This window comes from Paenibacillus sp. HW567 (genome assembly GCF_000374185.1).
Lineage (GTDB): Bacteria > Bacillota > Bacilli > Paenibacillales > Paenibacillaceae > Paenibacillus_AQ.
The window spans coordinates 2,991,390-3,005,275 of sequence record NZ_KB910518.1; the positions used below are offsets into that span (position 1 = coordinate 2,991,390).

General features: G+C 51.0%; 13 protein-coding genes. 3 read left to right on the forward strand and 10 right to left on the reverse strand.

Translation table 11 applies throughout. The features are described 5' to 3' along the window. Positions 1–6: 6 nt before the first annotated feature. The 4 genes from B212_RS0113585 to B212_RS0113600 all read right to left on the reverse strand — a co-directional run bounded on the left by B212_RS0113585 (position 7) and on the right by B212_RS0113600 (position 5,094). On the reverse strand, positions 7–1,731 hold the full coding sequence (locus B212_RS0113585) for a cache domain-containing sensor histidine kinase (protein WP_019911365.1): 1,725 nt from the start codon (positions 1,729–1,731) through the stop codon (positions 7–9). Positions 1,732–1,817: 86 nt separating this feature from the next. Then, positions 1,818–2,681 (reverse strand): carbohydrate ABC transporter permease, encoded by an 864-nt coding sequence (locus B212_RS0113590; protein ID WP_019911366.1) that lies wholly within the window; start codon positions 2,679–2,681, stop codon positions 1,818–1,820. Then, a complete protein-coding gene (locus tag B212_RS0113595) occupies positions 2,678–3,631 on the reverse strand; it encodes a carbohydrate ABC transporter permease (protein WP_019911367.1) in 954 nt (317 codons plus the stop codon). Before B212_RS0113595 ends, B212_RS0113590 begins: the two co-directional genes overlap by 4 nt. Positions 3,632–3,735: 104 nt before the next feature. After that, positions 3,736–5,094, reverse strand: a complete 1,359-nt coding sequence (locus B212_RS0113600; RefSeq protein WP_019911368.1) for an ABC transporter substrate-binding protein — start codon at positions 5,092–5,094, stop codon at positions 3,736–3,738. Between the two features lie 267 nt (positions 5,095–5,361). Here B212_RS0113600 and B212_RS0113610 point away from each other — a divergent pair, with 267 nt between their 5' ends. Then, the gene (locus B212_RS0113610) at positions 5,362–5,574 is read left to right on the forward strand and encodes a hypothetical protein (RefSeq protein WP_019911372.1); all 213 of its coding nucleotides are present in this window, start codon (positions 5,362–5,364) and stop codon (positions 5,572–5,574) included. Positions 5,575–5,594: 20 nt separating this feature from the next. Beyond that, positions 5,595–5,999, forward strand: coding sequence for a VOC family protein (locus B212_RS0113615; RefSeq protein WP_019911373.1), 405 nt, complete (start codon positions 5,595–5,597; stop codon positions 5,997–5,999). A gap of 109 nt (positions 6,000–6,108) precedes the next feature. Here the strand turns inward: B212_RS0113615 and B212_RS35010 are convergent, their stop codons facing one another. Both B212_RS35010 and B212_RS0113625 read right to left on the reverse strand, forming a co-directional pair. Next, entirely contained in the window at positions 6,109–6,267 is a 159-nt protein-coding gene (locus B212_RS35010) for a hypothetical protein (RefSeq protein WP_019911374.1), read from the reverse strand. A gap of 194 nt (positions 6,268–6,461) precedes the next feature. Further along, the gene (locus B212_RS0113625) at positions 6,462–7,460 is read right to left on the reverse strand and encodes an aldo/keto reductase (protein ID WP_019911375.1); all 999 of its coding nucleotides are present in this window, start codon (positions 7,458–7,460) and stop codon (positions 6,462–6,464) included. A gap of 194 nt (positions 7,461–7,654) precedes the next feature. Between B212_RS0113625 and B212_RS0113630 the strand changes: the two genes are divergently transcribed. Beyond that, positions 7,655–8,326, forward strand: coding sequence for a tetratricopeptide repeat protein (locus tag B212_RS0113630; protein WP_019911376.1), 672 nt, complete (start codon positions 7,655–7,657; stop codon positions 8,324–8,326). Between the two features lie 77 nt (positions 8,327–8,403). On the opposite strand, the gene B212_RS0113635 is transcribed toward B212_RS0113630, so the two are convergent. The 4 genes from B212_RS0113635 to B212_RS0113650 all read right to left on the reverse strand — a co-directional run bounded on the left by B212_RS0113635 (position 8,404) and on the right by B212_RS0113650 (position 13,815). Next, on the reverse strand, positions 8,404–9,513 hold the full coding sequence (locus B212_RS0113635; RefSeq protein WP_019911377.1) for a DUF4179 domain-containing protein: 1,110 nt from the start codon (positions 9,511–9,513) through the stop codon (positions 8,404–8,406). Continuing rightward, the gene (locus B212_RS0113640; RefSeq protein WP_019911378.1) at positions 9,510–10,043 is read right to left on the reverse strand and encodes a sigma-70 family RNA polymerase sigma factor; all 534 of its coding nucleotides are present in this window, start codon (positions 10,041–10,043) and stop codon (positions 9,510–9,512) included. Before B212_RS0113640 ends, B212_RS0113635 begins: the two co-directional genes overlap by 4 nt. A 165-nt stretch (positions 10,044–10,208) precedes the next feature. After that, positions 10,209–13,367, reverse strand: a complete 3,159-nt coding sequence (locus B212_RS0113645; RefSeq protein ID WP_019911379.1) for an MMPL family transporter — start codon at positions 13,365–13,367, stop codon at positions 10,209–10,211. Further along, complete coding sequence (locus B212_RS0113650; RefSeq protein ID WP_019911380.1) at positions 13,351–13,815, reverse strand: MarR family winged helix-turn-helix transcriptional regulator; 465 nt, start codon at positions 13,813–13,815, stop codon at positions 13,351–13,353. The genes B212_RS0113645 and B212_RS0113650 overlap by 17 nt, the downstream gene beginning before the upstream one ends. Positions 13,816–13,886: the final 71 nt, after the last annotated feature.

Here is a 13,886-nt window from a genome sequence, read left to right on the forward strand (position 1 = left end):
CTCCTGTCATGGCTGAATTTTCGGTATACGGATGCAGATGGTCGAACCGAAGCCCGGGGATGAACAGACTATAATGCCATAGGGATTGCCGAACCGGATTTTCAGGCGCTCATGCACATTTTTCAGGCCCACGCCGCTGTCGCTGTATTTCTTCGGATTACTCGGTTCCTTGTCCCACAGACTGGTTAGGGTTACAAGATCAAAGCCCGGCCCGTTGTCCTTGACGATAATGATGATATCCTTCCCGGTCTCCTCGGCTTCGATGGTGATCACACCATGCTCCTCCATCTGTTCAATGGCGTGGTATAAAGCGTTCTCTACAATCGGCTGGACAATCAGCTTCTGCGTCCTTAGATTTTTTAACGAATCGGGAAGCTTCAGCGCATAGGAGAACTTGTCTTCAAAACGGAACTTCTGGATATCGAGATAATGGCGGACATGCTCAAACTCCATTTGCAGCGGAATCAGCTCCTGATTCTGGCTAATGCTGATGCGCAGCAGCCTGCCGAGCGAGACAACCATTTTGCTGATATCCTTGTTGCCGGCCAGCACTGCCATAGAGTTGATCGACTCCAGCGAGTTATAGATAAAATGCGGATTAATCTGCGCCATGAGCGCCTGCATTTCCGCTTCCTTCTTGCGGCCCTGCTCGGTCTGCACCTGCCCGATCAGCTCGCTGATCTGTGAGCTCATCCGGTTAAAGCCGTCTATCAGTGAATCGCTTTCATCATCGGCATGCAGCGGCATCGAAATCGGTGTGAAGATCCCCTGCTTTACTCGCTTCATCCCATTCACCGCGCTGTTAATGCTGCGCACAAGCCTTCGCACGAAATAATGGTCGAAGAAAAAAGCGGACACCAGGGAAATCGTACCCAGAATAAGGGCGATGTTGCGGATCGACACCGACTCCGAGGAAATCAGATTCATCGGTGTAATGGCCGCCAAATACCAGTCCGAATTATGTGAAGGCAGGAAAGTAATCAGAGATTTCTCCCCTTGATAATAGTCAATGTAATAGTCCTTCTCCTGGGTATAATGATCTTGTAAAAAAGGAAAATCCGTGCGCTGCCCGATGTGTTCACCCGATTTGTCAAAGACGATATTCCCCTGCTTGTTGACAAGCAGTATATCTCCCTTCTTCAGCGTGTTGGCTTCCCAGAAAATTTGATCAAGCAAATCCGGCTTTACATACACGACGAGATACCCGATATCCTCCAGCGAATAATAATCCTTAATGATTCTGGCCTGTACCAGCACCGGGTTCCCTGAAGATTCGGAGCCGTTCTCCCCCGGACCGGACCAGACGGGCCGCCCTTCGGCGCTCTCCATGGCCCCATACCAGACCTGCTTACGCATATCCGCAAAGGACATAGGGGCGTTGTATTGATACAGCAGACGGTCCTTGCCGTAAAGGCTAAACGAGGTAATCATCGGATGATTAATCAGCAGGTTATTGATTTCCTGCTTGCGGTCATAGGTCAGCACAAAATCCGGCTGCTTCAGAGACTGCTGAATCGCCGGCTGTGTGATGGCCGAATTGGTTATGGAAGAAATTTCACTAAGCGCAAACTTCAGCTTGCGGTCCGTTTCGAGAAGCGAGATCCAATAGAAATTACTGGATTTCTTCTCCATAGCATTGGAAAAATTAACATACGTAACGCTTCCCATCACAATGACAGGGATGAACACGAGAAGAATAATAGCGAACAAAATTTTGCGCCGGAGCTTCATACACCCGTTCCCTTCCTCCTGCTGTCCTATGTCCTTATTATTCTTCACGGCAATCCCGATTTCCTTTTACATCCAAATAAACGTGTTTAGCTCTTAACCGCACCGGAGGTCAGTCCGGCAATAACCCAGCGGCTGAAGAGCAGGAAGACAATGAGCAGCGGCAGCGTAGCCGTAAAGGTAGCAGACATGATCATTCCATAATCCAGACCGTCACGGTTGCTGAAGAGCTGCTGGAGCGCAATCTGAATCGTAAAATGCTCCTTGTTCTTGAGAACGACCAGCGGCCAGAAGAAATCATTCCATACGGTCATGAAATTCAGAATGCCGAGCGTAGCCATCGCCGGGGTAATGACCGGAATGGCGATGTTCCAGAAGATACGGAAGTGTCCGCCGCCGTCGATCCGGCCCGCCTCAATCAGCTCCGTATGTACGGCTGTGGAGATGTATTGGCGCATCCAGAAGATCCCGAAGGCATTCACCATCGCCGGCACAATCAGCGCTTTGAAGCTATCAATCCAGTGCAGCTTCGCCATAATAACATAGGTTGGGAGTACACCAAGCTGCTGTGGAACGAACAGAGTCGCGATAACGAAGTAGAACAGCACATTTTTGAGCGGAAACTCATATTTGGCAAACGCATAGCCGGCCAGCGTGCAGAAGAATACGACCGAGACCGTCACCATCGTCGCAACAAACACGGAATTGCCCAGCGCCTGGAAGAAATCCGCCTTATCCAGCACACGCTTGAAGTTAATAATGAACTGATCGCCTATGGTCAGCAGCGGAGGCACATGGAAGACAGCGCCCTTTTCATTGGTACCTACAACAAACATCCAGTAGAACGGGAACACGGACACCAGCGCTCCGATCACCATTAGAACATAGAACCAGAATTTTCCGAACAGGCCGAGATCGTCCGGTTTCTTTTTCGTCATACGCAGTGTGCTCACGCTTTTTTCCCTCCTGTATCTCCACCCATGCGGCTTGAAGCCAGCATATTAAGCAAGGAGAAAATAATCGTGACGAGGAACAGCAGAACCGCCGTAGCCGCCGCCGTACCAAAGAATCCGTTGCGGAACGCCTCGCTGTACAGGTAAGTAACCATCGTAATCCCTTCCTGCCGTGTCGATCCGGTTCCGGATTGGCCCAGAAATACGTATGGCTCGGTGAAGAGCTGCAGGGCGCCAATTGTTGAGAGCAGGGTAACAAAAACAATGAACGGACGCAGCAGCGGCATTGTAATAAACGTAAACTGCTGTCTTCTGTTCGCTCCGTCGATGCGGGCCGCTTCATAGAGATCCGTCGGTATGCTCTGCAGGCCGGAGAGGAAGATGATCGCGTTATAGCCCGTCCAGCGCCACATGACCATCGAGGAAATGGCGATTTTGACACCCCACCAGCCGGAGTTGAAAGCCATGCTATCCAGGCCCAGGCCGTTCAGCATCCAGTTAATCATCCCGTTGTTGCCGAACAATGTGCTGAACACGAGGGTAACAGCAACGATAGAAGTGATATTCGGCATGAAATAGAGAATGCGGAACGTTTTCTTGAACTTGGTCATGCCGGAGTGCAGCAGCACCGCCAGCAGCAGGGCAATAATAAGCTGGGGCACGGTTCCCATGAGGCCCATAATGAGCGTGTTGGAGAAGGAGATCCAGAAGGTGGGATCGCTCGTCACCAGATCATAGTTTTTCAAGCCGACGTATTTCATGGGTCCCAGTGCATCCCATTTGAAGAAGGATAAATAAATTGTGAAGAAAATCGGGTACAGTCCGAATATCGAGAACAGAATAAAGAACGGAGAAATAAAGGTATACGCAGTAATGCGGCTCCGTCTTTGTTCAGTTAAAAAGGGGCGTTTGCTCTCGGCATGCGGACTCACGAGTACGGGTTCAGCCATGTCACACCTCCAAGGAAAATTACATTTTTAAATCCGGACTCATAGAGGATACTGCCCCCCATGAATCCGGACGATCATGAACACCAAAACCTTAATGGAAGGACTTAGCCGCGTTCTGCCAAAGTCTTCGCCTGTTTAACCGCTTCATCCCACTCTTTGGCCGGATCGGCTTTCTTCTCAAGCACGTTTTTCAGCGCATTTTTGAAGAAGGTATCGGTCTGGTCATGCAGAGGACCATAGTATACAGGTTTTACGCGGTTTGCCGATTTACCGAATTCAACTGCAGTCTGCTGACCGCCGAAGAAATCATCCTTGAAGTCCTTAAATGCCGGATCTTCATACAGTGCAGGAATGGAAGGCATCAGACCTTTGGTCTTGAATGATTCAAGCTGGTTGTCTTTGTTAACCATCCATTGGATGAAGTCATAAGCTTCCTTAGGATGCTTGCCCTCCTTCGGCAGGGTGATGAAGGAACCGCCCCAGTTGCCGGCGCCTTCAGGAAGCTGGGCAATTTTCCACTTGCCGGAGGAATCCGGCGCATTGCTCTTAATGTTACCGGCCATCCAGGCTGGTCCCATAACAACTGCGAACAGACCGTCGCTCATGCCTTGACCCCACTCAGGAGACCACAGCATAACATTGCTGATCCAGCCTTCCTGAATGCCTTTTACCGTGAAGTCATAAGCTTTTTTGACCTGAGGATTCTTGTCGCCGATAAATGAGCCATCCGCTTTGCTGAAATAAATTTCATCGGCAGATTGGTCACGCAGGGCGTTATAAGTCAGATCTGTCAGATCGACAAACGGCTTGCCGATTTTGTCCTTGTACGCTTTGGCTACAGTAGCGAATTTATCCCAAGTATCAATGGCTTTGCCGAAGCCGTCCGGATCATCCGGCAGTCCGGCTGCTTTAGCCAAATCTGTACGATAGTATACAACCGTAGGTCCGATATCTGTCGGCAGGCCCAATTGGAAGCTGCCATCCTTCGAAGAAGCCTGCTTCCATTTCCAGTCCAGATAGTTGGCCTGAATATCCTTGGCGCCGTAGTCATTCAGGTTATAGAATTTGTCCTGAGCGCTGATAAAGCGTTCCATGAAACCGATTTCAAGTTGGAAAATATCAGGTGCGCCCGAACCGGCCGACAAAGCTGTCGTAAGGTTGTTGTGGTGCGCTGTCTGGTCACCGGTGTTCTGAATCTTAATTGTAATGTTCGGGTGTTGTTTGGTGTACTCTTTCGCCAGATCTTCGTAGTTGACGTTACCGAGCGTCCAGAAGGAGAGCTCAATCTTCTCAGCAGGATCTGCAGCCTTTTCAGTAGCAGGTGCGTCTGAGCTTTTTGCCGTGTTACCCGAATTATCTTTTGCTGCGTTGTTCCCGGCGTTGTTGCTGCCTCCGCATCCTGCCAGCGAACCGACGAGCAGAACGGCAGCAAGCGTCACCGCTAGGTTCTTTGCCTTTTTCATTCTCTGTACCCCTCTCAAAAGTTTCTCTTACAAAACTTAGTGTACAGTAGGCAATCTATTTTTTTGAGGAGGCAAACTTCCGATTTATGGTGGAAATTCTTGCGAAAGGGGATTTTTACAATTTGACCGGCACGCTGAGGACTCTCCTCCAGACTTCCGGGCTTCTGGATTTCTCTGCTGCGCACAGGTATACTATTTTTAAAATATAAGAAAGTATAAGTTTCACCCTATACTTTATCCTTATAATATCAAAAGGAGATTACATCCATGCCTATCAACCGCCCATTGTACACCGACAGTGATCTGCAGGAGGCCGTAGACCGCAAGCTGCCGGTACGGGTCTTCCAGGATGATCATCTGGTGAATTCAGGGGCCACCGTTGTCCGCTTCACGGATTCGGAGGTTGTGATCCAGTCAAGGGTCAGCGATTTGACCTACTACTCACGCCAGAGCTGCCAATTCTATGAAGTCAGACCCTAACGAAACGGAGTGAATCCATCATGGCGAACCCATTCGTAAAGACCATTGCCACACTTGAAATTCCTGTCACCCTGATTGAGCAAGCCACCGAGTGGTATGTGAAGTTTCTGGGTGTCCAGATTCAGCATGAGTCCGAGCAAGATGCAATGCTTCAGCTCCCGGGCGCTCCTGGTGCTCCGCAGTTATATCTTGTAGCTGCAGGCGATGAGGCAGAGCAGCTGAGCTTCCTGAACGGCAATACCGGCACCACCCACGGAATCATTGATTTCTATGTGCCGGAGTTGGAAAGCTTTCGCCATTATCTGATTGAAAACGGGGTAACTGCAACCGACATTCATTATTTTAACGGAAGTGACGGGTTCGGCGGCTTCGGCTTCTGCGATCCCGACGGCAATCATTTCGGAGCAACCAACCTAGACAGCTAAGGAAAATAAGCTCTATATATTTGCACCAAAAAGCCGGACATTTGACCACAAGGTCGAATTGTCCGGCTTCTATATTTATATACCCTTAAATGCACTATAGACTGCTCTGCTATTTCTTGATTTCGCTAAATGCCTTCAGCTTCTCATTCAGCACATCCTGAAAGCTCAGCGTCTTATCACCGGATAGTTGAGGTTTAGCATCAGCCACGGGCTGAGGTCTGAAATAATGATGATTGAAAGCCATAAGATTATGTACCGTCATATTCATATCAATTCAACCTCCTTCGTAGGATCTGATCATTTTGCGCATCTGCGCAGCGTCTTATCTCCTATATACCCCGCTTCTGCCCATCCTAAACAGTTTCAATGCATATGAACGTAACAAACCTCCGGCCCCAATACCGGGACGGAGGTTGTAAACGTACCAATTGAATTTACACTATGATTAGGGCATGACTTCCTCTATTTCAGCGCTGACCAGGAGGCTCCATTCAGATGCTCCAGCTCATCCTGGGTCAGCCGGAAGCTCATTGCCCCAATGTTCTCCCGGGCATGACGGGCCTTGGAAGCACCCGGGATGGCAACCACCGTATCTCCGTTGTAATGAATCAGCCAGTTCAGGGCAATCTGTCCAGGGGTAACCGTGTATTTATCGGCGAGCACCGTCAAGCTGTCAATCAAGGGCTTGCTGCGGGCCATACTCTTCTCGTCAAGACCGGATTGCATTCGCCGCACACGGGATACGGCCCCTATCTGGGCAGGGTCCTTGTGGAAGCGCCCGGTCAGAATCCCTTGCTGCAGCGGAGAATAGGCAATAATCGAAATGCCCAGCTCTTTTGCCGCTGCCATTGTTCCATTCCGGTCAATTTTACGGTCCAGCAGATTGTACTTCACTTGGTTGGAGACGAGGTGCAGACCGTATTGCTGCAGCAGCCGGTGAGCTTCCGTCATCTGCTTCGCCGAGTAATTGCTGACGCCGACGTAGCGGATTTTACCCGCTTTCACCAGCCCTGCCATCGCCTTCATCTCACTGGCTATCGAGGATAAGGAGAAGGGCTGATGAATCTGGTACAGATCAATCTCCCGCCCGCCGAGACAACGGATGCGCTCATCAATTGTGGCGGTAATGGAGCTTGCGGTACGCAGGAGCGGCCACCACTTGGTGGCAATCACAGGAGCGGCGTGGGGGCTGCCCTCCTTCTTCAGTTGATCCAGCACATGCGCCAGCGCCTCTTCCGATTTTCCGCCACCGTAAATCTCTGCAGTATCAACCCAGTTCATGCCGCCCTCCAGACTAACCCTCACGATCTCCAGAATGTCGGATTCGTCCAGGTTGCTCCAGTACCCGCCAACGATGCCTTTCCCCCGGCTAAATTGCCAGCAGCCCAGCCCAAGCGGTGAAACGGACAATGAGGAACGTCCCAACGGACGCAAGCTTGCTTTTGCCAACTCAGACTCCATAAATCATCCTTCTCTCCAAGATATAGTAATGCACACAGCTTAATTCCTAACCCGCCGGGTGTCAATTCCATGAGCTTTAGACTTCTGTACAAAAAATAGCAATCAGAAATATAGGAGGATATGGTATAATTACCCTGCCTTACTGCTCTAACAAAGTAGTGCTTTCGGAAACACAATTATAACGGAGGGAAGTCATGTTAAAATTTTTTGGTTTCTTACTGCTATACCGTCTGGTAGGCAACCCTTTTCTTGCAATCATTATCCTATTCGTTATCTTGTATTTCCTGGACCGCCGATATGTCGGTATCTTCCCCAGCTTCACCAAGCCATTCCGCCGCAGCCGGCAGATTTCCAAATTGCGGACTACTATCTCCATGAATCCGAACGATGTGTCGTCCAAATTCGATTTGGCCAGACTGCTTACAGAACGCAAGCGTTATACAGAATCCAAGGAGCTTCTTGTGCAAATCGCTGACCGTTATGAGCAATCCGCTGAGTACTGGGTGGAGCTTGGCTATGTAAATCTCAAGCTGGGCCAGCTCGCCGAAGGGGAAGCGCAAATGCTGCAGGGTCTGGATATTAACCGCAAAGCCCAGTATGGTCAGCCTTATCTGCGTCTTGCAGAAACCTTCCGCAACATTGACCAGGATAAAGCTCTATATTATGTAGGCCAGTTTCAGGAGATCCAATCATCCTCCAGCGAAGCCTACTACTTGGCCGGTTCCATGTATAAGGCGCTGGGCAGAACTGAAGATGCCAAACGCGCTTTTACCGAATCGACGGCAGTTTACCGCTCGCTGCCCAAATACAAGAAACGCCAGGAACGCGGCTGGGCGCTGCGCAGCTATTTTGCTAAGCTGCGTTAGACCTGCTGCTGCATAGCTCTATAAGCCAAAGAACCTCCGGTTCTGCACGTACATATGTGCACCGGAGGTTCTTTGGCTTACTCTACGGGTATCGTCATTTCGAGCTCAGGGATATACTTCTTACTGCCATCCCCCGAGATGATATATGGCTTAACTACAACCGACTTCGGCATAACTGTAAAAGGCTCATAGCTGGTGCTGCTTGATAAGGTATTCACTTGCCCGTTGCCGTTAGCTCCAATCATCACCGCTGTCTCTCCCCGTTCATTCATCAATTCAAACAACAGGTTCAGAAATCCGGTTGCCTTATATTTATCCGGAATCGCCTCCTGAAGCTCTTTGATATCCTGGCCGGGTGCGCCCTTAACCTCAGTGATCAGCCGGATCGTCGTCCCGCTAAGCTCTAGGCGCTTAATATGCAGGTTGATATGATCGAAGGTTTGGACTGCCTCAGGCGTGAGCACAACACTTTGGAGCGTCTTCTTTATTACCGGGAATTCAAAAGTGAAGGATTGTTCAATATCGGCAAGGTACACCACCATCTTAAAGTTAAACGCCTCAGGCACATGCAGTCCGGGCGACTCCAAGGCCGTAACAATTAAGGAATCCGGCGCAGCTTCCCCCCCGGAAGAGAGTCCCCAGGCCGTATTCGCCAATTCCCCATTGATATAAAAATCAATATTATTCGCTATCCCCAATTGACGATCCCGGGCATTCCACCTTTCTGCGAACGACTGATTTCCGCTGTCGGCTTCTTTCTTCGTCAGCACCAGTGACAAGCGGCTGCCGTCATACATCAGCTCTGATACACTCAGCGTCACTCCTCCGTATGTCACACTCTGCACTGTATCTGATGTAACCCCTGCAACGCTCGCCTGCTTCAGCCCGGAGTCGCCTGCAAGCCGGAACACACTCTCCATAAAAGGTAGCTGCTTCAGCGTTTGTGCCATTGCAGGTGAAATAAAGCCCAGGCCGATCGTCAACATCACTGCGGCGGCAACACTGGCGGCGGCAATCAGAATCCGGCGCAGCCAGCTTCGTCTGCGGAACGCAGAATGAGGTAAGGCCGCTATGTCATTCAGGGACTGGTAGGTTGCATCCATACGGAATCTGACCAGTTCCGGCAGCTCTTCGTCTTTCTGATCTTTTAATTGCTCCAGCTCTTGCTCCAATTGTTGCAGGTTCATCCGTTCATCTTCCTTTCCACGGGGTCCGCGAGCCACTCATATAATGTTTTTCTCGCCCGGTGCAGTCTGGTTTTCACAGCGCCCTCCGAAATTTCCAGCAGATCGGCAATGTGCTGTAGCGGAAAGCCTTGATAATAGTGCAAAATCACAATGTTACGCGTAATTTCCTCCAACTGGAGCACAGCGGTACGCAGGTCCATACTCTCCGCCACCGATAGCCGGTTATTCATTTCTGATGGGGACTCAGTAATCGCCACCGTCTGAACACGTCGGCGCAGAATCATATTGCATTCGTTAATTAAAATGCGAAAAAGCCATGTTTTGAAAAATTCCGGCTGCTTCAGGCCCGAGATAGATCTAAACGCCTTTAATGTTGCTTCCTGCATTGCATCCGCACAGTCTTCATCTTTTTTCACAATAGATTTTGCCACTTGATACATCTGCAGCTCGAACCCCTGAACAAGCTGGATAAATGCTTCATTGTTTCCTCTCTGCGCGCGCCTTACTTGCTTCTCTAGCCCGGTATTCAAAGGCCAGCCTCCTGTCCTGCAGAATTCTGCAACGCTTCTCTTGCCGTCATGACTGCTAATTAGATGTGCTGACTTGAGGAAAGGTTACATCGAAGATTTACCTAAATAAAAAGCAAGCCCCTGACCCGGAGCTTGCTTTTCGGTATGCCCTGCTTGCATTTAAAATTACATATCCAGCGTGTTCGACTTGTCATCAGAGGCTGATCCGCTGAACGGCCACCAGTTGGCCCGGCCGAACATCCGCACCATAACCGGCACGAAGAACGGCAGGAATACGAGCGCATACAGCGCAAGACCGGACAACACCACTGTTGCAATCTGCATCATGGACAGCACCCCGGAAGGATACATGGAGGCAAAGGTTCCGCCCAGAATGACTACGGCTGACAGAATCACCGTACCCATGTTGCGCATGGCATGCAGAATGGCCTCACGCACATCCCAGGTTTTGTTCTCATTGAAGCGGTCCATCAGGAAGATGCTGTAATCCACCCCTAGCGCAATCAGCATCACGAAGCTGAAGAATGGCGTGGTCCAGGTAATCCCGGAATAATTCAGCAAATGAACAAAGATCGCCTCTGTGATGCCAAGCGCACTAAAGTAGGTAATCAAAAGTGAGAGGATCAGATACAGCGGCATAATAATCGAACGCAAGAGCAGTACCAGGATGATGAAAATACCGCCCAGCATCAGGACAACCGTCCGTGTATAATCCGCATTGGATATTTTCTGCAGATCGTTGAAGGTGCTGCTCACACCGCTGATTGCCGTTTCGGCATTTTCCAGCTTCGTGCCTTTGACAGCGCGGTCTACCGCGGCCTGGACACCTTCAATGCTGTTGATCGCCTTCTCGCTGTATGGGTTCGCAGCGAACACTACATCCAGCGTCATTACCTTCCGGTCACCGGACAGGTAATTATCGAATACCCGCTGGAGGTCAGCCTCTTTCATCGCTTCCTCCGGCACCAGGAATCCGCTCAGCTCATCGTCCTTGGCGTTCTGAATCTGCTTGAGGTAATCCTGCGCAGAATTAAGGCCGCCCGTGATCTGCTTGAGACCATCGGCACTGTCGCTGAGTCCATTGGTAAGCTGGCCGATCTGGCCGGTCAGCTCTCCGAAGCCGTCCGCCAGCTTCTGTTGTCCGCCCTGCAGCTCATTCAGCCCTCCGGAAATGGCCGGAATCTTGTCAACAATCTGGCCTTGGCCCGCTGCCGCCTGCTTTAGGCCGGATTGCAGTTGGGCGATTCCCGCCACCAGCTTATCAAGGCCTTGCGCCAGCGCGGTCTGCCCGGCAGCCGCTTTGGCGTAGCCGGCATTCGCCTCGTTTAGGCCTGCCGCGGCACCCTTAAGCTGCCCGGAGATTTGGCCGAGGCCTCCGGCAAGCTGCGCGGCTCCCGTGCCGCTCTGCGTTACGGTGCCTTTGATCGTCTGGTAGTTCACATCCTGCTGGAGATCAGGATGCGACGCTTCCAGACCGGTAAAAGAAGCATCCAGACCTTGCAGTGCCGCTGCAACCCCTTGAAGCTGGGTCTGCAATTGCCCCAGCCCTCCGTCCAGAGCTGTCAGGCCTGCACCGATTTTCTTGTAGCCTTCCAGCAGCGCCGCATTGGCATCGGCCAGCTTCTTGGCGCTGGCTGCCGCCTGGGCCAGACCGGCTTTGATCTCTCCGGCACCGGCGGAGCCGCTATTGATGCCTTTCTCGATACGCGAGAGGCCGTCGCCCAGGGCGTCGATCCCTTTTTTCAGCTCAGCCGTGCCTTCTGTCAGCTTCCCGCTGCCCGATACCGCCTCATTCAGCTTCGGCTCATTTCCCTTAAGCTGCTTGCTCGCCTCTTCAAGACCCGTTTGAATCTTGGTCAACCCTTCATTGCTCTTGCTCAGCCCGTCAGTGAGGGTAGCGACTTGAGTCGGGATCAGGAAGTCATTGATTTGCTCCCCGGTTGGCCGCGACATGCTGCGCACCGCTTTGACGCCATCCACCTTTTCCAGCTCACGGCTGATTTTCTCCGCAAGTCCTATATACTCCGAAGTGTCCATGCGGTCATCGTTTTTAATCACGATTTTGCCGGGCATGGATTCACCTGGGCCGAAGCTCTCGGAGATAATATTGAAGCCTTTAACCGAAGCATAGTCCGAGCCGATTTCATCCATGTTGTTGAAAGACAGCTTGCCGCTGTAGGTAAATAGAAACGGTACCACGATCACCGCAACAATCAGCAGCGCGGCCCAAGGTCTTTTCAGGGAAAAGGAGCCTGCCGCCCCCCAAATCCGGCTCTCGCTGTGCTCCAGCTTGCCGCGTGACGGCCAGAACAGCTTTTTGCCCAGCACCGCCATAAAGAATGGCACCACGGTAACGAGCGCGAGCAGCATCACAGCTATCCCTACAGCCACTGCCACCGCCGACCGGTAGAGCATAAATTTGGACAGCCCGATTGCCAGGAAGCCGACAAATACGGCAAGCCCGGAGTAGAACACCGTGCCGCCCGCCTTGCGGTAAGTAGCCATAATGGCGCTCTTGGTATCTTCAGCCGTAGCCAGCTCTTCCTTGAACCGGCTGATCAGCAGAATGCAGTAATCCGTCCCGATCCCGAACATTACGGCCACCATAAAAATTTGCGTAAACGTCGATAAAGGAAAATCATAGCGGTCCACGAGGAACGCCACCACGGATTGGGACACAATATAGCTCAGTCCCACGGTCAACAGCGGCACAAACGGCGCTACGAACGAACGGAACACGATGAACAGAATCAGCAAAATAAAGACAACGGTAATGTATTCCGATTTCTTCAGTCCGGCTTCCGAGCTGACAATCGTATCCTCTGTAATCAGCCCTTCACTGGTCAGATAGTGATCAGCGCTCACACCGCTCAGCAGCTTATCCACCTGATCCGGCAGCTTTTTGACAGCTTCATCCCCGCCCTTGACCATCAGCGCAGCCATTACCGTCTTGCCGTCCTTGGCAATCAGCGTGTCTTTCAACTCCGCTTGGGAAAAAGGATCGGTGATCGAGCCGATCTCCAGCGCATCCTTCTGCGCCGCAAGCTTCTCTATCCCCTGCTTAATGCTCGCTGTATCCTCAGCGGTAAGGCCGCCCGGCTTGTTAAATACAAGCGCAACCTGGTGCAGGGTTTCCCCACCTTTAGCCTTGGCCACTTCATTCATTATTTCGGTAGCTCTTGTAGAGTTATAACCGGCTGGAACGGAGATTTGCCCTTTCTCGCGCACCAGATCGGACATCGCCGGAGCATTCATAATTAAAACAACTGCTGCAGCGATCCACACGGCAATAATGGCCCATCTTGCTTTAAGTATGGTCTTCAATTGACTTTACCTCCTGTTTCTGCATTAGAAATGCCAGTCTCTCAAACATCGTAATGAACTTCTCAATATCCTGCTTATCGAAATGAAAAAAATATGGGGAGATGACCTCCTGCACCTGCTTCTCCGCAGTCTGATAGCTGTGGTTGCCCTTGTCAGTCAGCGATAGGTACACTTGGCGGCGGTCACTCTCGTCCCGGGTCCGTTCAATTAATCCGGCATCCACCAGCCGGTTGATAATCGCGGTAATCGAGCTTTTTCCTACGGCCACTGCCTCCGCCAGAAAAGTTGAAGTACAAAGCTCCTGGCTGTTAATCAGCCGCAGAATCAGAAATTGGTCGTTGGTCAGACCTTCGGTCATATTATCCTTGATCTGTGCCTGAATTTGCCGGGTCACTATCATATAAGCATCTATATATCGGTCAATCCAAAGCTGCGCCTCATTGTTCAAAGGTTGCACCTCCTTCCGCAAAAATAGTTCATGTATAGAATAGTTTCACAGTAAAACTATATGATCATCTG

What these genes read in the sequence shown, in the direction of transcription:
- B212_RS0113600 (WP_019911368.1), bottom strand. Translation starts at nt 5,094, where the DNA reads ATGAAAAAGGCAAAGAACCTAGCGGTGACGCTTGCTGCCGTTCTGCTC.
- B212_RS35010 (WP_019911374.1), bottom strand. Translation starts at nt 6,267, where the DNA reads ATGAATATGACGGTACATAATCTTATGGCTTTCAATCATCATTATTTC.
- B212_RS0113625 (WP_019911375.1), bottom strand. Translation starts at nt 7,460, where the DNA reads ATGGAGTCTGAGTTGGCAAAAGCAAGCTTGCGTCCGTTGGGACGTTCC.
- B212_RS0113635 (WP_019911377.1), bottom strand. Translation starts at nt 9,513, where the DNA reads ATGAACCTGCAACAATTGGAGCAAGAGCTGGAGCAATTAAAAGATCAG.
- B212_RS0113585 (WP_019911365.1), bottom strand. Translation starts at nt 1,731, where the DNA reads ATGAAGCTCCGGCGCAAAATTTTGTTCGCTATTATTCTTCTCGTGTTC.
- B212_RS0113610 (WP_019911372.1), top strand. Translation starts at nt 5,362, where the DNA reads ATGCCTATCAACCGCCCATTGTACACCGACAGTGATCTGCAGGAGGCC.
- B212_RS0113595 (WP_019911367.1), bottom strand. Translation starts at nt 3,631, where the DNA reads ATGGCTGAACCCGTACTCGTGAGTCCGCATGCCGAGAGCAAACGCCCC.
- B212_RS0113615 (WP_019911373.1), top strand. Translation starts at nt 5,595, where the DNA reads ATGGCGAACCCATTCGTAAAGACCATTGCCACACTTGAAATTCCTGTC.
- B212_RS0113630 (WP_019911376.1), top strand. Translation starts at nt 7,655, where the DNA reads ATGTTAAAATTTTTTGGTTTCTTACTGCTATACCGTCTGGTAGGCAAC.